Raw genomic sequence first — 24,712 nt, 5'->3', positions numbered from 1 at the left:
ACTTCTCCTTTTTATTATTTTAGTTGCTTCAATTCTCAACTCAAACTAACATGAAAAAACTATTATTGTTTGCCCTGATTATCGCTTTTACAATTCCATCTGAAATACAAGGGCAAAGAAGAAAATCCAAAGATAAAGAAACAGTTCAAACGCCACCACCACCTAAAAAAAGTAAAATTCCGAAATATGCTGATTTTGTTACGTCTAAAACAAAAACAGATGATGGTATTTTTAAAGTGCATGAAACAGACAATAATTACCTATACGAAATTCCCAAATCTCATTTCAGAAAAGAGATGTTATTAGTCACTAGAATTAAAGAACTTCCGGCAGGTTTAGGCGGCGGTTATGTAAATGCAGGTTCTAAAATAAACACCCAAGTTATTGTTTGGGAAGAATTTCAAAATAAGATTTTATTAAAAGTAAAATCTTACAATGCTGTTGCCAATGATTCTTTGCCTATTTATAAATCTGTAAAAGCGAATAACTTAGAACCTATCATTTATGCTTTTGATATCAAAACACAAAATACAGATTCTACTGCTGTTTTAATAGATGTTACTAAATTCTTTTCTTCGGATGTAAAAGCAATTTCGGGTTTGCCTAATTCATATAGAAGAAGATATAAAGTAAAAAGACTCGATGCTTCTAGAAGTTTTATCAACAACGTAAAAAGTTATCCAAAGAATATAGAAGTTGTGCAAGATTTTACGTTTGAGGCAGATGCACCGCCAAGTAATTCATCAACAAACACCATTACCATGCGTATCAATCAATCGATGATTTTATTGCCAGAAGATAAAATGATGCCAAGAATTTATGACAAAAGAGTTGGTTATTTTAGTCTAGGAAATGTTGATTACAGTTCAGAAGCTTTAAAAGCTGATAATAAAAGATATATAAGACGTTGGCGATTAGAACCTAAAGACATCGATGCGTATAATCGTGGTGAATTAGTGGAGCCTATAAAACCCATTATTTACTATTTAGACCCGGCAACGCCAGACAAACTAAAAAAGTACATTAAACAAGGAGTAGATGATTGGCAAAAAGTATTTGAAACTGCTGGTTTTAAAAATGCCATTATGGCAAAATATGCGCCAACAAAAGAAGAAGACCCAGAATTTAGCATGGAAGATGCGCGTTATTCGTCTATAAGATATGTAGCCAGTACCACTAGAAATGCTACAGGACCCAGCGTTTCTGATCCTAGAACTGGAGAAATTATTGAGAGCGATATTATCTGGTATCATAATCATTTACGCTCATACAGAAACAGGTATTTATTAGAAACAGGGGCTGCAAATCCGTCTGCTAGAACCTTAGATACGCCTGCTGAAGAAATTGGAGAAATGATGCGTATGGTAATTTCTCATGAAGTTGGTCATGCATTGGGATTACCTCACAATATGGCAGCTAGTTATGCGTACCCAGTAGATTCTTTACGATCAGGAAAATTTACCCAAAAAATGGGTATTGCTGCAACCATCATGGATTATGCTCGTTATAATTATGTTGCACAACCAGGGGATGAAAACATCAGATTTATTCGTCAATTAGGGCCTTATGATCATTATGCCATTAATTGGGGGTACCGTAAAATTCCTACAGCAAAAACCCCAGAACAAGAGGTAAAAACTTTAGATAAATGGATTGAGGAGAAAGCCAACAACCCCATATATAGATTTGGAGGACAGCGTTTTGACCCTTCTGCACAAACTGAAGGTATTGGGAACGACCAGGTAAAAGCTTCAACTTACGGCATAAAAAATCTTAAAATTGTTGCTAAAAATTTACCTAACTGGACGTCAGATCAAACCAATAATTATGAAGATTTATCAGAATTATACGGAGAATTATTAAGCGTTTGGAGTAGATATGTGGGGCATGTATCTGGCAATATTGGTGGTGTATACGAATACAATAAAAACCCTAGTCAAGATGGTGATATCTACAAGCCTGTATCAAAAAAAACACAAAAAAATTCAATGATTTGGCTGCAAGAAAATGCTTTTAAAACACAAGATTGGTTATTAGACTCAAATATTTTAGCGAATATCAACGAAAGTGGTTACACGAGTAGAATGTTAAGCCTGCAAAACAGACAACTGTACGGAATCTTAAATGCATCGAAACTAGAAAGAATGATTGATGCAGAAATAATTAATACGGATACGTATAATGTTTTAGATATGATGCGCGATTTAAGAATTGGACTTTTCTCTGAAACAGGTTACACCAAAAATGTAGATGTTTTTAGACGTAATCTTCAAAAATCTTTTATCAATAGAATGGGAATGTTATTAAATTCAACAGATTCCAAAAATTCTGACATCACCTCAATTGTTAAAGGAGAATTGGCAAACTTAAAGTTTCAATTAACCATTGCAAAAAATAAACGTGTTAATAAAATTACAAGATACCATTATGCAGATTGTTTGTCTACAATTAAAGAAATACTAAACCCTAAGTAAAAACAATTTTGTCATCAAATTAATCCCTATTGCACAATGAAACTACGTTTTATTGTGCAATATTTATTTTTAAACACTCAGATCTTTTTGATTTTGAAAGTAATTTTTGACACTGCCGATAGGACTCATTTTAAAAACAGCTGGATTTTTTAAGCCAGATTATAAAAAAATCAAACTATTTTTAAAACGGAAAAAATTAACAGACAGAGTTAAAATTACACTCCCACTTAAAAACTATTTTACTTTTATAGCTTCTGTAATGTAACAAGAAAAGATTTAAAACCAATAAAAAGTCCTTTAGGTACCGCTTTAAATAAATTATCTTTACATTATATCAGTAAAAAAAGGCATTACATCACATTAAATTATGAGGTGTATGGCATAAAAATTACAATATAATGAGTTATAAGTAATTCTAAAAACTGAATGAATCTGAATGCATAACGAACAAACTGCCATACGAACGACATATTTTAGCATAATTGCAAATACCAGTTTAGCTTTGATTAAAGGGCTTGCAGGATTCTTTGGTAATTCATACGCTCTCATTGCGGATGCAATAGAATCAACAACCGATATTTTCTCTTCTCTCCTTGTTCTATTTGGTTTAAAATATGCAAAACGACCAGCAGACGAAAATCATCCATACGGACACGGAAAAATTGAACCGCTCATAACATTCTTGGTCGTTGCTTTTCTTGTAACATCGGCAACCATTATTGCCTACAAAAGCATTCAAAATATTCAGACACCTCATAAAATTCCTAAATCTTGGACGTTAATTGTTCTTGGGTGTATTATTGTATGGAAAGAAATTTCATTTAGAATAGTGCTCAAAAAAAGTAAAGAGACCAATAGTTCCTCACTCAAAGCAGATGCCTGGCATCATAGAAGTGATGCAATAACTTCTATGATGGCATTTATCGGAATTTGTATTGCTTTAATTTTCGGTAAAGGCTATGAAACAGCAGATGATTGGGCAGCTTTGATAGCTTCTGGTTTTATTCTTTATAATAGCTATTTGATTTTTAGACCAGCCTTAGGAGAAATAATGGATGAGCATCTTTATGATGATCTTTTGGAAGAAATTCGAGAAGAATCTATAAAAGTCGAAGGTGTCGTTGGAACAGAAAAATGTTTTATCCGAAAAGCAGGAATGAAATACCATGTAGATTTACACGCAATAGTTGACGGAGAAATTTCCGTTAAGGAAGGACACGATATTGCTCATAATTTAAAGGACTATTTGCGAAATGAAATACCAAATTTAGGACACGTTTTAATCCATATAGAACCAGACACATAAAAACTATTTCAAAGATTTCTATTTAACTGATGAACATAGGAATACCAATTAAACCCCCAATGATTGATTCTAAATTTGAAATATATTTTCTTTAAATGATTAAAAAATAAAACGATAGATACATAACGCTTGTATCTCATAGTGAAATAGAAAAGAAATAGAAACGAATTTAGTATGTCTTTTATATTTTTTTTACCAATTTAGGTTAAGGATATCTATCTATAAATTGAATTATTTTTTGATTCATTGAAATTAAAATAGCATTAGCGTAGCCTTCGTTATTGTCATTTTTTACAGAAAATAAGAAAAAAAACCAATGATTTATTGCAGTATTATAGCTCTAAAATGATTTTTTTTGATCTAAATTTAAAGAAACCCTAAAAGAGAAATAAAAATTGTAATTTGGTTTATCAAATTGAAAAAATGGCACAACGATCTAGAACAGCAGATTTATTAAAAGGAATTGCAGTTATACTCATGATACAAGTTCATATTGTAGAACTATTTGCAACTCCAAAAATTTTTTCAAGTACTATTGGTCAATTTTTACTCTTTTTAGGTGGACCATTGGTTGCCCCTATATTTGTAGGCATTCTTGGATATTATATTGGGTCATCCCAAAAAACAACAAAACAACTTATTTGGCGTGGTATTAAGATATTTTTGGCAGGTATGTTACTAAACATACTTTTAAACTTAAATCTATTTATTCATGTGTATCAAGGCAAACTGAACATCTCCATATTTCCTTATCTATTTGGTGTAGATATTTTACAATTTGCAGGAATTTCAATTGTATTTTTCGCATTGCTGAAGCGATTAAAACATAGTATTTTAATTTCGATAAGCATCAGTGTGGTAGCTGCCTTTCTAGGTCACTATTTATTAAACCACACTATAGACCAAGTCTATTTGCAATATATAGCCTCTTTTTTTTATGGCGCATCGTATTGGTCTTACTTTCCTGTTTTTCCATGGATATCCTATTCTTTGCTGGGATATGCCTTTTATCAAATCAACAAAAAATATGATTTACAAATAGTATTTACACCCTTTATTAAGATTATTTCAGGAATTATTTTTGTTGGCTTTTTAATCTATAGCCTGCGCTATGCAATAAGAGTTTCAGCCAACCTGCAAGAGTATTATCACCATGGCATTTTATTCTTTTTCTGGACTTTTATATTTTTGATATTTTATAGTTTAACAATTCATGAATTAGATCAAAAACTTGGAAATAGTAGTGTTTTTATCTACCTTAAATGGTTAGGAAAAAATGTTACGGCAGTTTATATTATACAATGGATACTTATTGGAAATACAGCAACAATTATCTTTAAAAGTGTAGAATCTCCTTTAATTTTAGTCTTGTCGTTTTGTGGAATGCTATTCCTTGTGAGTACCCTAACCTATTTTTATTTAAAATTAAAATCTTACAAAAAAAAGGAGCATAAAGAATACTATTTTTAGAACAACTGAACCTCCAAGTGATTGATTCTAAATTTGAACTATATTTTTCTTTAGATGATTTAAAAAATAAAAGCATAGCAAGTAATCGTCTTATTTTGTCTTAAAAGATAAAGGAAATAGAAACGAATTTAACAAGTCATTTTGATGTTTGTTTGGTAATGCAGCATATTTATAGCATTTGTTGCCAAAAAAATTACATCAGGAAACCTTAAAGCTTTGCTCAAGCTCCAATAACTCTTCAGCTGAAAGCTCACTCATATCTATAATATCCGATTTATAATGCGACTTTAATGCTTTAATCCAGCGTTTAGCGCGTTCTGAAAGTTCAAATTCATCAGACATTAATCTTCCTCGTAAAATTAGAATTCCTAAATCAGCACCTTGGTATAAATAATTGTCTTTTTGAGTAATCTGCAAAAAGAAAGCTTCGTTATCGCCCCCTATTGCTTGGTGATGTGTATCTGATTTTTTAAATGTAATATTACCATTATTTTTCATCTCCCAAATTCCAGATTGAGGCACCTTTGTAGTCATCTCTAAAGTTTTAAATGTATGCTTAATTACTAACTGGCTCCAACTATCCATATTGACTGCTTCTGCCCAGCGGTTTGTTAAAGCATCGCAATCAATTTCATAAGGAATATTCATCCATTCTAATAAATGAAACAAAAATAACGGCACATCTTGTTTGGCATATTTGTTATGATTGGTTAAGCTAGTAACACCAGAAACTCTTGGATTTAACTCGCCCAAATAGATTTCATTATTATCTTGATCTATTAAAAAATCTAACTCAAAATATCCTTTATATCCTTCGGCACGCAATTGGTCTCCAAAACGTTTGGTATATACTTTTGCTTTTTCTCGGATATCTGCATTAAAAGCATTTGGATACATTTCATTTCCACACCATCCGCCTTTGTATGGCGTTAAACTTTTAAAACCAACTAATTCTGTCATTAAGGGTGCAACTAAAGTACCATGTTGCGTTACACAACCTTCAATAGCCGTTCCATAACAATTAATTTGTTTCATGATTTTTAACTCATCTTCTTTTTCTATTTCAGCAGCATATTGGTTGTATTCTTCTTCATCAGATATAAAAAAGGTAGTGTGTCCTGAATCGCCATAAGGCGACTGTACCACGAGTTTTTCAGTTAATCCTTTAGATATTTTACGCAGATGTTCATAATTATATACTTTAGACAATACATAGGGCACACAAGCCACTCCCGCTTTTTCGGCAATACGGTTGGTATTTACTTTATTGTCTAAAAAGGTGCGCAATTCAGCCGACGGAAAACAGACCTCTAATCCTAAAATTTTAGCCAATTGTTCTGTCTTTTTATCAAACATTAAAAACAAGGCTTTTCCTGCTTTTCCGTTTACTTTATGAGCATTGATATACTCAATAACCTCTGGATGTAATAATAAGTAATTATTGATATCTTCAATACTAGTAAATTCATTATGAGAAATTTCTTCTTTCGGAGAAAATAAATTAGGATGCTTCCCATCATAAGAATCTTTATAACTGATGAACTTAAGATTCGAGATCCATTCATCCATTCCTAATAAATTAAAATTAGTAGCGCTTATAAAATATATAGGGGTCTTATTATCCTTAAAAAAACTTTTTATTTCTTTTAAACCTATCAGTTTTTTTTGTTCTGAACTAGCATTTATCATGGTTATTTTATTTTATTTTTCGGTACCCGTATGTATGGCATTCATGGCATGCATTGCCCCCATGGCAGAGATTGTGTTTTTTCTATTTAAAGCCATTTGTGTAAAAACTTTAAGACCTAAAGCGGCCCGATAGCCGTGTACTTCTGTAACATCTAAAGCTAACATAAATTTAATAATTTCTGCACTAACTACCTGACCAGGAACCAATATAGGGAATCCTGGAGGATATGGTATCACAAAAGAAGTAGAGACGAATACCTTATTATTTTCTAATTGAAGTAAACAATCGGATAAAAGGACATATTCACACAAATCCTCTTCATAACCCAAAAAGAAAGCCTCTCTTATATTACCACCTGGAACACCTGGTGCTGCCAAAAAAGAATGATGAAAACTACTAAAATCTGGCAATGGAGGCACATCATATATTAAGGAATGAATCTCTTTTTTAGAAATTTCTGCCTCACGTTTATTTAACGAATACATACTTTTATCCAATTCGTCTGCGATTTGGAGTAGTGCATTTATTAAAAAAGTAACACTACCTCGCGTGGTACCTATATTTGTCATTAGTAAAATGGTATTACGAGAGGTTTTATTAATTTGAATATTAAAACGGTCCATTAAATATACATTCTTAAAAACGTCTCCAGTAATTCCTGTTTTACCGATGGATAAAGTCAACTTGGTAGGATCTAAAACAAATTCGTCTTTTTCCCAAGATTCCTCCATCCTATTCCAACCTTTTTCTGCTGTATAATAATCGTTTTCGCCGCATTCTCTAAATTCTAAAGGAATTAAATCACTTACGGATAATAGATGAAAATATTTACTTAACTGCGGATGATCTTTAATTTTGGAACGAACAATCATGGCCATTTCTATGCTCTGCTCTACTAGTTCGTACCCTTCTAATTCTATTTGTCTTCTTCCGGCATCTAAAGAAGCTAAAATTTGATAATTTGGCGATGTAGTGGTATGCGTCATATAAGCCTCATGAAAAGCATCTGTTACTTTACGGCTAAACTCCTCATCCCAAATATGAATCATAGAACCTTGACGGAAACTAGACAACGTTTTATGTGTGCTTTGAGTGGCATATACTCTTATTTTTACTTTATCAGGATCGGGCATTGATGGGAATTCTCCCGGTAGTAGATTTTTAAGATGCTCGTTATATGCTGTTCTATATGCTGGTGTTTTATATTTATGAAATAATTTTTGAGCAACATACATTCCTGTACGTTGCTTATACGTGTATGTAAAACTCGCAAAAGCAAACCAAGCCTCATCCCATAAAAAGACCATATCTGGCTTAATAGACAGTACGGCCTCCATTATTTTTTCTACATTATACACCAATCCATCAAAAGTACAGTTGGTTAATAAAAGCATTTTTAATTTATTTAATCGTCCTGCTTTACTTAATTCTATTAATTTTTCTCGAATTATACGCAATGGTACAGCACCATACATGGAATATTTTTCTATGGGATAAGAATCTAAATAAGCAGGAAATGCACCTGCTAAAACCAATCCGTAATGATGTGATTTATGACAATCCCTATCAACCAAAACAATATCTCCTGGTTTAATTAAAGCTTGTTGTACAATTTTATTGGCGGTAGAAGTTCCATTAGTTACAAAAAAGGTATGTTGCGCACCATAGGCTTTTGCTGCTTTTTTTTGCGCCTGTTTAATGGGTCCTTTAGGTTGTAACAAAGAATCTAGGCCACCATTCGTTGCGGATGTTTCTGCTAAAAACACATTTCTACCATAAAAATCACCAAAATCAGAAATCCATCTAGATTTAAAAACAGAATTACCTCTTGAGATTGGTAACGCATGAAAAATACTTATTGGTAATTTACTATACTCTGTAAGTGCCGTAAAAAAAGGAGTTTCATAACGTTCATTTATTCCACTAAGTATAGTTAAATGCAACTCCTGCATGTCTTCCATCCGATAAAAAATACGCCGAAAAGCATGCAAAGTGGTATCTTTTAAATGTGTTAAAGAAGTATCTGTGATATAATATAAATCTAATTCTGGTCTAAACTGATGGATGTAATGACCTAACAAAGGCCCCAATTCTATGTCTGAAACTCCCTCTAAATCAATCTTAAGAACATTTTGAATAAAGGGTTTAATGAGTTTTGTGATGTTGTTTGATAAAGACAAAGGTGCGTATCTAATAACAGCAGCTTGTATATTATAATTAAAAAACAAGCCTATTAAAGCATCTTGAAATGAACGCTGAACAACCAAATTATAGGTTAGAGTATCAGTATCATCCATTAATGAATTAAACTTTTTTTTAAGAAGTATTTCTTCCTTTTCAGATAAATCCTCTACATATAAAACTTCAAACGAGTTTTTTTTAGCATTAGAAATTTTTCTATCTCGCAGACTTTCTGCCGTCTCAAAATGAACAGGACGTAATTCGGGATGGTTCCGATAATCATCACTCACTAATAAGGAAACAATTTCTGATACCCGATGACTTATAGCATTCTGTTCACCATTTTTAACTGTGGCTATAATTTCTTTTGTAATCGTAGCCCCTGGAAAAGCAAAATATTGTTCAATGCATAATAAGTTTTCTAAAATTTCTAGAATAATACTCACGCCCTGATGAGAGCTCTCGCTCTTACTTTGTGCAGAAATTTTATTGCTCTGTTCTTTAAGGTGATTCCATAAATTAACACGAAGCTGAATAATATTATACTGTTTTGAAATCATTCTCTATTAATTTTTTGAATGTAATGCCAATCTATTTCCTTCAGAATCAATAAACAAAGCAAAGTACCCTGCATTTTCACCTAAAAACGTTTTCTGCATTACAACTCTACCTCCGGCCTCGTTCACTCTTGCTAAAACAACATTTAAATCTTCTCCTGCATTTAAATAAATTAAGGTTCCTGTTTCACTAGGAACGCAACCAACCCCCGTAACAATAGCGCCACCTATACCAGAATCTGCTGGAAAAAATGCCATTGCATATCCATTTAGCTCCACATATTTCATTTCTATTTGATAAATATAGTTGTAAAACGCCATGGATCTGAAATGATTATAGGCAGGTATTTCAAACCAACTTACAAAGTTTTTAAAAACAGACTCCCCTTTTAACTTGTTTAAACTTGCTTCTTTTATCCTATTTTTTAAATTAACTGTAGACCCCATAATTGGATATAATATTTGTAATCTTTATACTATGCTAACGTACTAAAAAAATACGGTATATAAAAAATCACATCTTTAATTTTTTAACAATTTAAATGCAAGAACCTATGATATTTTAATATAATTGTTGCTACTTTTGAAAATAAATAGAAAATAATATTTAATTTCTAATTATATAATCGATGATATTTATCGAAAAACTTAAAACGAATTACTGGATTCAATGTATTTTAAATAGTTACAGTTTAGTCTTTTTTTCTGTAAATAACCTCTTTGCGCTCTGTATATTGGTTGTTACTTTTTTTACGCCGTTTGTAGGAATATCTGGATTTGTTGCTGTTGTACTCATTAATGTAATCGCCCATTTTATAGGTTTTAACAAAGAAGATATTAAAACGGGATTATTTGGTTTTAATGCCCTTTTTGTTGGAATGGCGATGGGATACGAATTCAATTTTAATTTTTCTTTTGTCATACTATTTATTTCAGCAATAGTCGTTTTATTACTCATAACAGTAAGTATTAAAGGTTTTTTGACCATTTATGGACTTCCTTTTTTAATCTTACCTTTTATTATTACCTATTGGATTGTTTCTTTAGCCGCTGCTAATTTCAGTAATATTACTTTAGATGAATCTCATATCTATGTCATTAATGAATCTTTGCTCAATGAAGGTTCTGCTTTTTATCAATTTACACATTCTCTTGATGACCTACCACTGCATACTTTTGTTCTTACCTTCTTTAAAACTTTGGCAGGAACTTTTTTTCAAAATAGCGTTCTTAGTGGAATGATTATAGCCTTTGGTTTACTACAATTTTCTAGAATTGCCTTTTCATTAGGTCTTTTAGGATTTGCTTGCGCCTATTTTTACTATTACATTTTTGGCGCAGATGTAAGTGATTTAAACAACAACTTGCTCGGCGCAAATTTTATTTTTATGGGAATTGCTATTGGTTGCTTTTTTCTAATACCAAATCTTTACAGCTACCTAACCGTTATTATACTGACGCCTGTAGTTCTTTTAACTTCTTTGGCTTTAACTAAAATTTTATTAGAATTTCAAATTAAACCCTACTCTTTATCTTTTAGTATCATTACTATTATTTTTCTATTTGCACTGAATCAACGACTTTTTACCAGCTATTTATATGTGGTCATCCATCAATATTTTTCGGCAGAAAAAACCATCTATAAGTATATGAACTCTTTACAACGTTTTAAAAACGAACACTTATATAAATTAGCGCTTCCTTTTAAAGGTGAGTGGAACGTTAGTCAGGGGTATAATGGCACTATTACACATCTTGGCTATTGGAGTAAAGCCTTAGATTTTGTCATCAAAGATCATTTAAACAATACCTATCGATTACCACTTAGTGCTCGAGAAGGTTTTGGAAAAGACAACTTTTATTGCTATAATCAAGAAATTTTAGCTCCTTATGATGGCTATGTATATGATATTATTAACAATGTGGCCGATAACGATATTGGAGACATGGATACCGAAAACAATTGGGGAAATACAATAATTATCAATCATTTACATGGATTATTTTCACAGATAAGTCATATAAAAAAAGACACCTTTGGGGTTTATATAGGTCAATTTGTAACCAAAGGAACGTTTTTGGCGCTATGTGGTAATTCAGGAAGATCACCCGAACCTCACATCCATTTTCAATTACAAACTACACCGGTATTAGGTGAAGTAACCTATCCGTATCCTATTGCGTACTTTATGGAACGAAAAGGAGACGAACTTGCCTTAAAAATTTCTGAAGTACCCAATGAAGACGCTTTTATTAGCAATGTAAATGTAAATCAATTATTAGTTGTGGCGTACTCTTTAATGCCAGGTCATAAAATAATTTTAGAAAATGAAGCAACTTTAACGAGTACAGAGTGGGAAATTCTTACAGACGCCTATAACAAAACATATATCTACTGTAAAAACACCAAATCTTACGCCTATTTTGTCAATGACGGAGTGATGTTTTATTTTACAGATTTTGAAGGAGATAGATCTTCTTTGTTGTTTCATTTTTACCTTGCAAACTACAGACAGTTACTAGGTTACTATGAAGCCATCACTATAGAAGATAAGGTACCATTAATTCATTTTAATGGAAAGTTAATTCAGTTTTTTCAAGATTTCTTAGCTCCCTTTTACTTGTTTACAAAAGCCAATTACAAATCTAACTTTATATCTTCTGACAACGAATATGCACCTCAAAACGTAATTGTGCATTCTGAAGTGCAAGCAAAAGTGATGGATTATACATTCAAAAAAATAAATTTTGAACTAGAATTTAAAGACCATGCAATTAAGCGTCTTACCATTCATAAAAAAAACAAATCAGCATCTTATTCTTTTACTCTAAAATAAAAAGTAAAAACAGCAACCATTTATCTATATATATCATGAAAAATACTAAAACTATCATCTTTCTAACAATACTCTTATTATCGGTCTCATTGCACGCTCAAAATGAACAAATAACCGATGCTTTTGAACAATCTTACATTCATGAAAATGCTGAGCAATATGACCTAGCCATCTCTGATTTACAAGCCGTTTATTTACCTAGCTCTTACGAAATAAATTTGCGTCTAGGCTGGTTGCACTATTTAGCGGATAAAACAAAAGCATCTATAGAATACTATAAAAAATCAGCTGAAATTTTACCAGCAGCGACAGAGCCTTTATGGGCAGTAATTACTGTATATAACAAATTAGAAAACTGGGTCGCTATCGAGAAGGCATACTTGTCTATACTAAAATTAGATGCTAAAAATACGACAGCTAATTATCAATTAGGATTGATCTACTATTATCGAAAAGATTTTATAAAGGCTAAAAAATATTTTGATGTATCACTAAATCTCATACCTTTTAATTATAATTACTTATTAATGAGCGGCTGGACGAATTACTTTTTAGGCAATAAAAACAATGCCTCAATTTTATTTCACAAAGTACTTCTATACAGTCCAAAAGACACTTCGGCATTAGAAGGCTTGTCTTTGCTTAAGTAATATAAATTTAAAGTGATGTAAAAAAACAGTTATTCTAAAAACAAATGCCTTTTTATGATTAAAAATTGAATCTAAGGATTACAAAGTTGATAACAAATATAAAACTTCTTGAGAAGTAGGACTATAATTTAAAGCTCTATTTAAGTGCCTTTTAGCTCCTGAAATATCTCCAAGCTTAATTTTTATTTTTCCAATTAATACATTCGAATTGTAATCAAAAGGATATAATGTATGCACATTATTTGCAAATTTCAATGCTTTTTGGTAATCCTGTCGTATGAAGTATATCACTGCTATTTGATAATTTGCAGTACTATTATGAGCATCAATAGAAACAATGTCTAAATAGGTTTGTAAAACATTATTCCAGTTTTGCATGGCAGATAATGGATAAATCAATCCTAATCTTGCTTCAACCGAATTCTTAGCTATTTCAATTGCTTTATCGTAGTATTTTTGCGATTTAAAAAAATCGCCAGCCATATAATGTAACCATCCCAAACGCAAATTCATGTCATAAGAACTTTCGGCATATATTTTTTCCATTTCTACAATGGCTTGTTTATAATCTTTGGCGGCTTCTAATTCATAACTTTTAGAGTAAGCTTTAGAGCTCTCAGACTGAGCTGAAATAGTTGTACTAAACAAAAGTGTGCATAAAAAAGTAATCACTAGTTTTTTCATAGTCATAAGATTCTATTTTAAAAATGATAATTAATACCCACAAAAAAGGAATTCAATTTATGATTTAACAAAGGATCAATATTCGTAATATTCTCGTTGGAATAGGTTCCTACAACTTGCCATTTTGCATTTAAAATATAGTTAAAAGTCCCTGCTATTCGCTGTGTATTTGTATCAGCATTTACAAATAAAATATTAGAATCTTTATCTAAGTACAAGAAATGATCAATCGTATAATACACAGTTCTAAAAAATAATTTTGGAGAGATTCTTAGGGTGATGAAAGGGCTAGCCATAAAAGAATTTGAGTTCCCGAAAGCATAAACTAAATTTACTCCAAAAGAAAAACGATCCCTTACACTAGGCAAAGCATAAGAAACGGTAGCACCAAAAATCGTATTATTTAAAGACTCAGAAATCTCTACCTCTCCCGTAGTTTTTTTAACTTGATGGATATATTGCACAAATCCTTCTGCTCTAAACCTATGAAATTGTTTGCTATAATTTGCTATAATGGCATTATTTGTAATAATTGTATTCGTTTTAAACTCCTCTCCTGTTGTTATTGCACTTCGTTTATTGGTATTATTAGCATACACATATCCTAAAGAAATTGATCGCCCTTTAGATAAATAGTAAGAAGGAAAAAACCCTAATTGATATTGATTATTTGTTTCCCAACCACTATCTTGATTAATAAAACTAATATTTGTGACGATAGCTGTTTTATCAGAAAAACGATGTAATCCTGTGAAAGAATAATACGTTAAATCGTCTTGAAATGTAGTATTCGAGCTTTTTAAACCCGATTCAACAAACACTGATGCTAATGCTCTATTCTCGTTTTTTATATTTCTTTGAGATTCTTCTGTTAATTGATTGTAGATTTCTTTAGCCCTTTCTATTTGCCCGAGATTAATGTACGAGTAGTATACATAAGAAATTGCAAAATCTGTAGTATTGTTATTGATCGCATTTTTAAAATACGAAATGGCATTGTAATATCCTCCTAAATTATAATGCGCAATGCCCAATCTTACATTATAATAGTAATAATCTATTTTTTGCGGAGCCAATTGTTTACCATATGCTGCTAATTGCTGCCACCGTTCCTTTTGATATAAAGTATAGGTTACAGAGTCTACTTCCTGAAAACTAACATCTTGCGAAAAACTAAAAGAAGAAATTAGCAAAAAATTTATGATGAATAGATGTTGCTTGAGTGACACAAAATATGTATTTAGTAACTAAAATAGTATATCTTCAAAATTAACGGTTTATTTTTAAATTCTATTGGTTTTTCTTCACAGATTTTGAGATTTAAGTCATCTCAACCTTTAACATAATGATAGTTTTATTTCATGAATCTTCGCGTCTTAAAATTTCAAATCTTCCACGTATGCCTATTAAACAGTGTAAAAAACAGCCATTTTTTCCTGTTTTTGAAGAAAACTAAATACCCTAAAAAACACCTATATAGTAATCAACCTCCTCTTAAATTCCAAACAACTAAGATGCTATAAATGTCAATAATATTTATTTTCTTTTCAACAAAGTATTTCCTATAGAACATTGCAAACAGCGTTTCTTTGAACAATAATTATTTTTAAGCTCTAATAAAGCCTGACTTTCTAAAGCATTTTTTGAGATAATTTTAAGTGCTGAAAATTTAGAAATAACACTATTTTTTTCTGATGAAACCTGCTTTATTAATTGCATAATTTCTTCTTCGTTCACCTCTCCTCTACGCTGTAAATAGAGAAATTTTAAAGGGATAATCGTGTTTATCAAAATTAAATCTATAAATGATTTTGATAATTTTTTAGCTGATTTTTTAGACACAGATTCAAAAGTAAAATGAGTTTTCCAAAACGCATCAACCTCAAAAGAAAACAACGCATAAAATTCTTCTTTCTTATTACAATGCATCAATTTTGAAAACAAATTGTGCTGTTCAAAAATTAGAGCTGCTAATTGCGCGATTCTAATGGTTGGAAAGTTTTGAGGTCGCATTCTAAAAAATTGAAACTGTTCTTTTGCGATGGGCAACAATTTATATTTATGTTTTAGATACCGATAGTTTTGCTGCAATTGTTGATGATAATGTTCTGGAAGATCTTCTTCTAAAAATCCTGCTTGACCAAAAAACAATGCAGTGAGCTGATTTTTATCAAAATAAACTTTTCTAACCACAGAAAAATCAAGAGAATTTGCCAGTTGTAAAAAAGCATCTCCATTAACTTTTAACCCAAAATTTTTAGCTAATAATTGAAATAAAACAGCTTCAAAATCGGTATTTGTGTGCACTAATAACTCTTTAATAAAACCTGATTTTTGTTCTAATCTTTCAAAATACAATCGTTCTAACCAATTATTTAAAAGAAATTCATCTATTTTTAAAATTTGACGTTCACAAGGAATAAAACGTTGTTGATGATACATTAAAGTTTTATAATTTACTAAAAGCGCTTTCGAAACAAAGTTTTTGAGCACCAATGTTGGTAAAGGCTGGTTATTTTTCATAAAAACATCGACATCATGCTCCCAAACTACATGTAAAATAACCACATCATAATTAGCATCCTCTTCATGTTTATGTAAATACCAATCAGAAGATTTTATATGCATTTCTACATTTCCACCCCAAAGTTGGTTGTCTATTTTTACTTGAGCATTTAAAAAATCGGGCCCTGAATTTTTATTATGCATTCCTGATTTTATAATAGAAATCTCCTTATTATCAGAAGTTTGTAACTTAAGACTCGAAAATATTTTGTACTGCCAAACATAATAAAGAAATTCTTCGTGCATCTTTTTTTGCTTCAAGATACAAAAAAATTTATTTGCTTATCAATTTTTCCAATAGAGGTACGTTTCTCAAACTATTTTTATCGTTTATTTTTACACCTTAAATAAAAAAAATGAATTCGATAGAAAGTTTACAATGGCGATATGCCGTTAAAAAATTTGATACTAAAAAAATCTTATCAACAGCACAAATAGAAACCTTAAAAGAAGCCTTTAATTTAACAGCAACTTCTTATGGTTTGCAGCCTTTAAAACTATTAGTAATTAAGAATAAAGACATTCAAAAAGAATTAGTTGTACATTCTTACAATCAACCACAAGTTTTAGAAGCTTCGCATCTTCTTGTTATTTGCATTCCAAAAGAATATAGCAGCAAAGAAGTTGAAAATTATTTTAATTTAGTAAAAAAGGTTAGAGCAACTCCAGATTCGGTAATGAATCCTTTTAAAAAATTTTTAACTGCTGAAATTGAGAAAAAAACACAAGCCGAATTATTTGCCTGGAACAAAAACCAAGCCTATTTAGCTTTAGGTAATTTACTTACAATTTGCGCTTTAGAAAAAATAGATTCTTGCCCAATGGAAGGTTTTATTCCTGAAAAATATGATGAAGTTTTAAACTTAGATGCACAAAATTTAACCGCCACGTTAGCTTTACCTGTTGGTTTTAGAGCCGATGATGACTATATGAAAGATTTGAAAAAGGTTCGTAAAAATCTTGAGGATGTAATCATAGAAATCAACTAAATAAATTAAAACTATAAAAAGCCTTCTTTCTTCAGAGGGCTTTTTTTTGGTCTTTAAAAACTGTACTTTTGATGCACCAATTTTAAAGATAATATCATGAGTCAAGAGATTAGAAATATAGAACCAAAAGCAGTTTGGAATCATTTTGCAGATTTAAATGCTGTTCCGAGACCTTCTAAAAAAGAGGAAAGAATTATCCAGTTTATGGTTGATTTTGGCAAAAAATTAAACCTCGATACTTTTGTTGATAGTGTTGGCAACGTCATCATAAAAAAACCAGCAACGTTGGGCATGGAAACTAGAAAAACCATTGTGCTGCAAGGGCATTTAGACATGGTGCATCAAAAAAATGCAGATACTGTTTTCGATTTTGATAAAGAAGGCATTAAAATGTCTGTAGATGGAGATTGGGTAAAAGCAAAAGGCACCACTTTAGGTGCAGATAATGGTTTGGGGGTTGCTGCAATTATGGCAGTTTTGTCTTCTACAGATATTCAACATCCAGAAATTGAAGCTTTATTTACCATTGATGAAGAAACCGGAATGACGGGAGCTATGGGTTTAGAAGGAGGTATATTAAAGGGTGAAATCTTGTTAAATTTAGATACCGAAGAAGATGATGAAATCGGAATTGGTTGCGCCGGTGGTGTAGATGTAACCGCTACCAGAACCTATAAAGAAGAAGAAACCCCTAAGAATACAACTGGATTTACAATTGCTGTAAAAGGTTTAAATGGAGGGCATTCAGGAATGGATATCATCAAAGGTTTAGGAAATGCCAACAAAATTATGAATCGTATTTTGTTTGATGGCTTCACTAATTTTGGTTTGCGAATTGCCAACATTAATGGCGGAAGTTTACGAAACGCAATTCCTAGAGAAAGCTTCGCAACTGTTATTATTGATACTGTTTCTAAAGAACCTTTTCTGTTTGAAAGTACTCAATTAATAAACACAATAAAAGAAGAGTTTTTAACATTAGAAGCTAATTTAGAGATTGAAATAAAGGAAGTTACATCTCCAGAAAAAGTGATGGATTTAGGAGTTCAAGAAGGTTTTATCAAAGCTATTTATGCCGCTTTAAATGGAGTATATAGAATGAGTCCTGATGTTTCAGGGCTCGTAGAAACTTCAAATAATATTGCAAGAGTTATTGTAAAAGAGGGTACAATTAAAATAGCGTGTTTAACGCGCTCATCTTCTGAAAGTAATAAATGGGATTTGGCAAATTCCTTACGATCTTGTTTTGAATTGGCGGGTTTTGATGTTGATTTTGCAGGAACCTATCCTGGTTGGTTGCCTAACTTAAATTCAGAAATTTTAGTAGTCCTTGAAAATTTGTATAAAGAATTATTTCAAGAAAACCCAAATATTGCTGCCTGTCATGCAGGTTTAGAATGTGGTATTCTAGGTCAGAATTATCCTAAAATAGATATGATTTCTTTTGGACCAACTATAAAAGGAGCGCATTCTCCAGATGAGCGCGCTCAAATATCATCCACTCAAAAATTCTGGAAATTATTCATGGAGGTTTTAAAAAATATTCCAGAAAAAAAATAATAGCAAACTATAAAAAATAACGTTCATTTGAATGCTGACAATTGTTTAAAAACTCAAAAGAAAAGAACATAAAACACTTAAATGCAATCTTTTAAAAGATTATTCTTTTGTTAACATCTTTCATTTTCAGAAAACATAAAAAAATGTAATTTTACTCTTTAGAAAAAGAGCCTCGGTATGGGAAAAATAATTGCAATTGCAAATCAAAAAGGAGGAGTTGGTAAAACAACTACCAGCATTAATTTAGCAGCTGCTTTGGGTGTTTTAGAGAAAAAAGTATTATTAATTGATGCTGATCCTCAAGCAAATGCCTCTTCAGGTCTTGGCATAGATGTAGATGCTGTAGAATATGGAACTTATCAAGTTTTAGAAAACTCTATTGCTGCAAAAGATGCTATTGTAAAAACATCTTCTCCTAATGTAGATATAATCCCTGCACACATCGACTTGGTGGCAATAGAAATAGAATTGGTAGACAAGGAAGAAAGAGAGTATATGCTTAAAAAAGCGGTTGAAAAAATTAAAGATCAGTATGATTATATTTTGATTGATTGCGCACCATCATTAGGTTTAATCACTTTAAATTCTCTAGTTGCAGCAGATGCTGTGATCATTCCTATACAATGTGAGTATTTTGCGTTAGAGGGTTTAGGAAAACTACTGAATACCATAAAAAGTATTCAAAACTTACATAATTCTGATTTAAATATAGAAGGTTTACTGCTCACCATGTTCGATTCTAGATTGCGCTTATCAAACCAAGTTGTAGATGAAGTTAGAAAACATTTTTCTAGCATGGTTTTTGATACAATTATAAGAAGAAATACGCGTTTAGGAGAAGCACCAAGTTATGGCGAAAGTATAATTGCATATGATGCCACTAGTAAAGGCGCTGTAAATTATTTAAATTTAGCCCAAGAATTATTAAAAAAGAATTCGTAGAATGGCAAAAGCAACAAAAAAACAGGCTTTAGGAAGAGGATTATCTGCTTTGTTACAAGATACACCGAACATCAATACTGCATCCGATAAAAATGCAGATAAGGTTGTTGGGAACATTATTGAACTAGAGCTAGAATTAATTGATGTAAACCCATATCAGCCAAGAACTTATTTTGACGAAGAATCTTTAAGAGAGCTTGCTAGTTCTATTAGAGAGTTAGGCGTAATTCAGCCAATAACCGTAAGAAAATTAGAAGGAAATAAATTTCAATTAGTTTCTGGTGAACGACGTTTTAGAGCATCAAAATTAATAGGAAACAATACAATACCAGCTTATATAAGGCTTGCCAACGATCAAGAAATGCTAGAAATGGCCTTGGTTGAAAACATACAGCGTAAAAATTTAGACCCCATAGAAGTAGCCCTTTCTTATCAGCGTTTAATTGATGAAATTCAATTAACTCAAGAAGAATTAAGCACACGAGTTGGTAAAAAACGTTCTACAGTTACAAACTATTTGCGTTTGTTAAAATTAGATCCTATTTTACAAACAGGAATGCGTGATGGCTTTATTTCTATGGGGCATGGCCGTGCAATGATTAATGTGGACAACACTGAAGATCAGCTAGCGATTTATGAGAAAATTTTACGTGAAAAATTATCGGTAAGACAAACTGAAGATTTAGTAAAAACTCTAAAATCTGGTGTTATAGCAAAACCAAAAAAGAAAGTTGTACCACCCTACATTAAAGAAAGTGTAAAAGATATTAGCGATTATTTGGGACACAAAATCAATGTTACAATAACCGCAAACGGAAAAGGAAAAATCTCCATTCCTTTTCATTCTGAAGAAGACTTTAATCGTATTAAAAATCTTTTAAAATAATTGTTTTTCAAAAAAGCCATACTTGTTTTATGCCTCGCATGTTTTTCTGTGAATCTTTTAGCCCAAAAAGATTCCATATCAAAAAGTGTGAAATTAAAAGAATTTAAAATAAAAGGAAAAATAAAGCAAGGAGGTATTTATAATCCTTTAGCCCCTTCTAAAGCAGCATTTTATTCCGCTATTTTTCCAGGAATGGGGCAAATTTATAATAAGAAATATTGGAAAGCTCCTATCGTTTGGGGAGCATTAGCGATTCCTGCTTATTATTATCAAATTAACAATAGCGACTATAAACGTTTTAGAACTGCGTATAAGTTAAGAAAAAACGGATTAGTGGATGAATTTAACATAAATGGTCAACTAATTGTTTCTACAGAAACCCTAGAAACTGCTCAAGAACAATTAAGAGAAAATAGAGATATGTCCTTATTAACAGGCGTTATACTATATATCTTACAAATTGTAGAAGCTAGTGTAAATGCACATTTATTGCAATTTAATACGGATGATAATTTATCATTTAGACCTAGTGTAATTTCAAATCCTATTCGATTTGATGCACCAACTGTAGGACTCAAAATTAAATATACTTTTTAAAATGAAAATTGCACTTTTAGGCTACGGAAGAATGGGAAAAGAGATTGAAAAAATCGCAATTTCCAGAGGTCATGAAATAGTGATTAAAAAAGATGTTGATGACACCATTGACATTACGCTAGCAGACGTAGCGATTGATTTTAGCGTTCCTAATTCAGCTTTCAATAATATTTCTAATTGCATACAGCATAATGTTCCTGTAATTTCTGGAACAACGGGTTGGTTAGACAGATATGAAGACGCTGTTGCGCTGTGTAAAGAAAAAAAAGGAGCTTTTATCTACGCCTCAAATTATAGTGTGGGTGTTAATATCTTTTTTGAACTAAACAAACAGTTGGCAAAAATGATGAGTAATCTAAAAGATTATAACATTTCTATGGAAGAAATTCATCACGTAAAAAAGTTAGATGCTCCAAGTGGCACAGCAATTACTTTAGCAGAAGGAATTATTGCAAACTCTTCTAAAACCGCATGGGAGTTAGATAAAATTTCATCCGAAGAACATATACCGATTATGGCAAAAAGAATTCCGGATGTACCTGGAACGCATACTGTTTGGTACAATTCTGAAGTGGATACCATAGAAATTAAACATACAGCTCATAACAGAAAAGGATTTGCCTTAGGAGCCGTAATTGCCGCAGAATGGATTTTAGATAAAACAGGCATTTTTTCTATGAAAGATGTGTTAAACATTGGTTAAGAACTGTAACATTTTTTCTATTTTGCGCCTTATAAATTATACAATTATTCCTACTTAAAGGAAATTAAAAAAATATTATGACATATTTACAATGGTTTATCTTCTTTCTAGTTATTCAAGTTATTCATTTTTTAGGCACTTGGAAACTCTATGTAAAAGCGGGCAGAAAAGCTTGGGAAGCTGCGATACCAATTTATAACGGAATCGTTTTAATGCAAATTATAAATCGACCTAAATGGTGGATTGTTTTACTTTTTATACCGATTGTAAACTTGTTAATGTTCCCAGTAATTTGGATAGAAACAATCAGAACTTTTGGTTTTTACAAAAAACTAGATTCACTTTTAGTCATCGCAACTTTAGGCTTGTATATTTTCTATATCAACTATGCAACAGATGCAGCCTACAGAGCCGATAGAAGTTTAAAACCTCGTTCAGAATTAGGTGAATGGGTTAGTTCTATTACCTTTGCAATCATTGCTGCTACGCTAGTACACACTTATTTTATGCAACCTTTTACCATTCCTACATCCTCTTTAGAGAAATCTTTATTAGTGGGAGATTATTTATTCGTAAGCAAATTTCATTATGGTGCCAGAGTACCCTCTACAGTAATTGCTGCGCCGATGGTGCATGATTCGCTGCCTTTTACGGGAACAGCTTCGTATCTTAAAAAACCACAATTACCTTATACACGATTGCCCGGTTTACAACAAATTAAGAATAATGATATTGTCTGTTTTAACTGGCCTGCCGATACTTTAGCCACAATGTGGGGAGATACTTCAGGAAAATTTACTTATAAACCCGTCGATAAAAAAACGAATTATGTAAAACGTTCTGTTGGTATAGCTGGAGATTCTTTAGAAATTAGAGATGGTTATGTTTACATAAACGGCGTAAAGAACGATTTACCCTACAGAGCAAAATTACAATTTTACTATACTTTTGAGTGCAAACAACCTATTAGCCAAAGTACTTTTCCTAAATTTTTATTAGATAAAGAACGAACAGGCGTCTATAAAATTTTGACTGAATATTGGGAAAATGACAAAGTACAAGAGGCTATAAAAAAGAACGGAAGCCTTTCTAAAATTGGTCAAGATTCCTTATATACAGAAGTTGCTGGTGGTGTAAACCCTGAGTTTGCACAACGTTTAAAAATGATTAATGTTGATACTAAAATCAATATTAATATGACAGATGAAGAAGTTGCTCGACTTAAAAAATATCCTTTAACCGCATCTGTTAAAAAAGTAAATCATGCGCCTGATAATGCTATTTTTCCGCATATAGAAAGTAATCAATGGAGCCAAGATAATTTTGGTCCAATTTATATTCCGAAAGCTGGCGCTACTGTAAAATTAGACAAAAAATCCTTACCTTATTACGAGCAGATTATTAAAAATTATGAAAATAATGATTTAGTAATCAATGGAGATGCTATTTTTATCAACGGAGAAAAAGTAGATTCTTACACCTTTAAACAAGATTATTACTGGCTAGTTGGAGATAACAGACACAACTCTCTAGATGCTCGTTATTGGGGGTATGTTCCTTTTGATCATGTGCTAGGAAAGCCTGTAATGATATGGTTTAGTTGGGATGCTGATGCACCTTCTTTTGGTGTAAAGTTAAAATCGATTCGATGGGATAGAATGTTTACCACCGTTCATGGAGATGGAGAACCAGTTTCTTATAGATATTTTGTCTTTGCCTTGATAGCTCTTTATATTGGTTGGAGTTTTTTTAAAGGGAAAAAGAAAGTTAAGAAATAGCCCTCTGTATTCAGTTTTCAGTATTCATTATTCAGTATTCAGTAGCAGTATTCAGTAGCAGTAAATAGTTAAATAAACACAAATATGCACAGGTTTATAACAAAGTTCGCAAAGGTTTTTATATTCATTTCTTTTGATAAAAAAGCTAGAGCATCTTTTCATAAACTTGCCAAAATATCCCCTTTAGGGAATTAAAAGGGGCTTTATGGCATTATTTATTCCTACTTATTTTTCTCCTATTTCTCAATATTCAGAGATTGTAAAATCGGATACTGTAGTTTTTGAAATGGAAGATAATTTTCAGAAACAAAGTTACCGAAATCGTTGTTACATCTACAATTCAAACGGAAAACAATTGTTGAGTATTCCAGTAAAACATCCATTGAAATCAGCTAGAAAGAAAACAAAAGACACGTTAATTGAGAACGACTTTCCTTGGCAAGATCAACATTTTAAATCTTTACAAATCGCTTATAGAACTTCTCCTTTTTTTGATCTTCTTGAAGATGATATCGCTCCTATTTTCGAAAAAAAATACAAATATCTTCAAGATATTAATATCGATAGTTACTTATTTATTACAGATGCACTTCAACTAAATTCAGACTTCTCTAAAACTGATAATTATAAATTGGAAACCCAAAAAAATGATTACAGATTTTTAGCCGATAGAAAACATCAACCTAAAAAAACAACGGAAAAATATATACAAATGTTTGATGACAAGCATGGTTTTATTGAAAATCTTTCTATTTTAGACCTATTATTTATGGAAGGCCCCAATGCGTTAAGTTTTCTATAGAATTTTAAAAATGTTATTTTAAACTGAAAAGGCACTTCGTA

The 24,712-nt window shown here is 31.5% G+C and carries 19 protein-coding genes; 13 read left to right on the top strand and 6 right to left on the bottom strand.

Translation table 11 applies throughout. From position 1 onward, the window contains the following. Positions 1-50 precede the first annotated feature (50 nt). The 3 genes from K8354_RS03025 (at position 51) to K8354_RS03015 (ending at position 5,250) form a co-directional block, all read left to right on the top strand. Positions 51-2,474, top strand: a complete 2,424-nt coding sequence (locus K8354_RS03025) for a zinc-dependent metalloprotease (protein ID WP_223445293.1) — start codon at positions 51-53, stop codon at positions 2,472-2,474. Between the two features lie 436 nt (positions 2,475-2,910). Beyond that, positions 2,911-3,780, top strand: coding sequence for a cation diffusion facilitator family transporter (locus K8354_RS03020; protein WP_223445292.1), 870 nt, complete (start codon positions 2,911-2,913; stop codon positions 3,778-3,780). 423 nt (positions 3,781-4,203) lie between these two features. After that, the gene (locus K8354_RS03015; protein WP_223445291.1) at positions 4,204-5,250 is read left to right on the top strand and encodes a heparan-alpha-glucosaminide N-acetyltransferase domain-containing protein; all 1,047 of its coding nucleotides are present in this window, start codon (positions 4,204-4,206) and stop codon (positions 5,248-5,250) included. 198 nt (positions 5,251-5,448) lie between these two features. Here K8354_RS03015 and K8354_RS03010 read toward each other — a convergent pair whose 3' ends face one another. The 3 genes from K8354_RS03010 to K8354_RS03000 are packed head-to-tail and all read right to left on the bottom strand — an operon-like array spanning position 5,449 to position 10,125. After that, on the bottom strand, positions 5,449-6,939 hold the full coding sequence (locus K8354_RS03010; RefSeq protein ID WP_223445290.1) for a biotin carboxylase: 1,491 nt from the start codon (positions 6,937-6,939) through the stop codon (positions 5,449-5,451). 12 nt (positions 6,940-6,951) lie between these two features. Then, positions 6,952-9,681 (bottom strand): aminotransferase class I/II-fold pyridoxal phosphate-dependent enzyme, encoded by a 2,730-nt coding sequence (locus K8354_RS03005; protein ID WP_223445289.1) that lies wholly within the window; start codon positions 9,679-9,681, stop codon positions 6,952-6,954. 6 nt (positions 9,682-9,687) lie between these two features. Beyond that, entirely contained in the window at positions 9,688-10,125 is a 438-nt protein-coding gene (locus tag K8354_RS03000; RefSeq protein WP_223445287.1) for a VOC family protein, read from the bottom strand. Positions 10,126-10,307: 182 nt separating this feature from the next. On the opposite strand from K8354_RS03000, the gene K8354_RS02995 reads away from it, so the two are divergent. Next, positions 10,308-12,515 carry an urea transporter gene (locus K8354_RS02995; RefSeq protein ID WP_223445285.1) on the top strand — a complete coding sequence of 736 codons (2,208 nt, stop codon included), beginning with the start codon at positions 10,308-10,310 and terminating at the stop codon, positions 12,513-12,515. Positions 12,516-12,550: 35 nt separating this feature from the next. After that, positions 12,551-13,165, top strand: coding sequence for a tetratricopeptide repeat protein (locus tag K8354_RS02990; protein ID WP_223445283.1), 615 nt, complete (start codon positions 12,551-12,553; stop codon positions 13,163-13,165). 78 nt (positions 13,166-13,243) lie between these two features. Here K8354_RS02990 and K8354_RS02985 read toward each other — a convergent pair whose 3' ends face one another. From K8354_RS02985 to K8354_RS02975, 3 genes are all read right to left on the bottom strand, one after another. After that, positions 13,244-13,849 (bottom strand): tetratricopeptide repeat protein, encoded by a 606-nt coding sequence (locus K8354_RS02985; RefSeq protein WP_223445282.1) that lies wholly within the window; start codon positions 13,847-13,849, stop codon positions 13,244-13,246. 17 nt (positions 13,850-13,866) lie between these two features. Further along, the gene (locus K8354_RS02980; RefSeq protein WP_223445281.1) at positions 13,867-15,078 is read right to left on the bottom strand and encodes a tetratricopeptide repeat protein; all 1,212 of its coding nucleotides are present in this window, start codon (positions 15,076-15,078) and stop codon (positions 13,867-13,869) included. A 307-nt stretch (positions 15,079-15,385) separates the two neighbouring features. Continuing rightward, positions 15,386-16,660, bottom strand: a complete 1,275-nt coding sequence (locus K8354_RS02975; RefSeq protein WP_223445280.1) for a DUF2851 family protein — start codon at positions 16,658-16,660, stop codon at positions 15,386-15,388. Between the two features lie 110 nt (positions 16,661-16,770). Here K8354_RS02975 and K8354_RS02970 point away from each other — a divergent pair, with 110 nt between their 5' ends. The 8 genes from K8354_RS02970 (at position 16,771) to K8354_RS02935 (ending at position 24,671) form a co-directional block, all read left to right on the top strand. Further along, a complete protein-coding gene (locus tag K8354_RS02970; RefSeq protein WP_223445279.1) occupies positions 16,771-17,403 on the top strand; it encodes an NAD(P)H-dependent oxidoreductase in 633 nt (210 codons plus the stop codon). Positions 17,404-17,499: 96 nt separating this feature from the next. Further along, the gene (locus K8354_RS02965; protein WP_223445278.1) at positions 17,500-18,963 is read left to right on the top strand and encodes an aminoacyl-histidine dipeptidase; all 1,464 of its coding nucleotides are present in this window, start codon (positions 17,500-17,502) and stop codon (positions 18,961-18,963) included. A gap of 177 nt (positions 18,964-19,140) precedes the next feature. Beyond that, on the top strand, positions 19,141-19,905 hold the full coding sequence (locus tag K8354_RS02960) for a ParA family protein (protein ID WP_223445277.1): 765 nt from the start codon (positions 19,141-19,143) through the stop codon (positions 19,903-19,905). 1 nt (position 19,906) lies between these two features. Further along, the gene (locus tag K8354_RS02955) at positions 19,907-20,791 is read left to right on the top strand and encodes a ParB/RepB/Spo0J family partition protein (protein ID WP_223445275.1); all 885 of its coding nucleotides are present in this window, start codon (positions 19,907-19,909) and stop codon (positions 20,789-20,791) included. A gap of 87 nt (positions 20,792-20,878) precedes the next feature. Then, positions 20,879-21,388 (top strand): DUF5683 domain-containing protein, encoded by a 510-nt coding sequence (locus K8354_RS02950; protein WP_223445273.1) that lies wholly within the window; start codon positions 20,879-20,881, stop codon positions 21,386-21,388. A 1-nt stretch (position 21,389) separates the two neighbouring features. Next, positions 21,390-22,091 carry a 4-hydroxy-tetrahydrodipicolinate reductase gene (gene dapB / locus K8354_RS02945; protein WP_223445271.1) on the top strand — a complete coding sequence of 234 codons (702 nt, stop codon included), beginning with the start codon at positions 21,390-21,392 and terminating at the stop codon, positions 22,089-22,091. Between the two features lie 77 nt (positions 22,092-22,168). Further along, complete coding sequence (gene lepB, locus K8354_RS02940; RefSeq protein ID WP_223445268.1) at positions 22,169-23,869, top strand: signal peptidase I; 1,701 nt, start codon at positions 22,169-22,171, stop codon at positions 23,867-23,869. Between the two features lie 205 nt (positions 23,870-24,074). Continuing rightward, complete coding sequence (locus tag K8354_RS02935) at positions 24,075-24,671, top strand: WbqC family protein (RefSeq protein ID WP_223445266.1); 597 nt, start codon at positions 24,075-24,077, stop codon at positions 24,669-24,671. The last annotated feature ends 41 nt before the right edge of the window (positions 24,672-24,712 follow it).

The sequence above is a fragment of the Polaribacter litorisediminis genome, assembly GCF_019968605.1.
GTDB classification, from domain to species: Bacteria; Bacteroidota; Bacteroidia; order Flavobacteriales; family Flavobacteriaceae; genus Polaribacter; species Polaribacter litorisediminis.
This window is presented reverse-complemented; position numbering and strand designations above follow the sequence as displayed.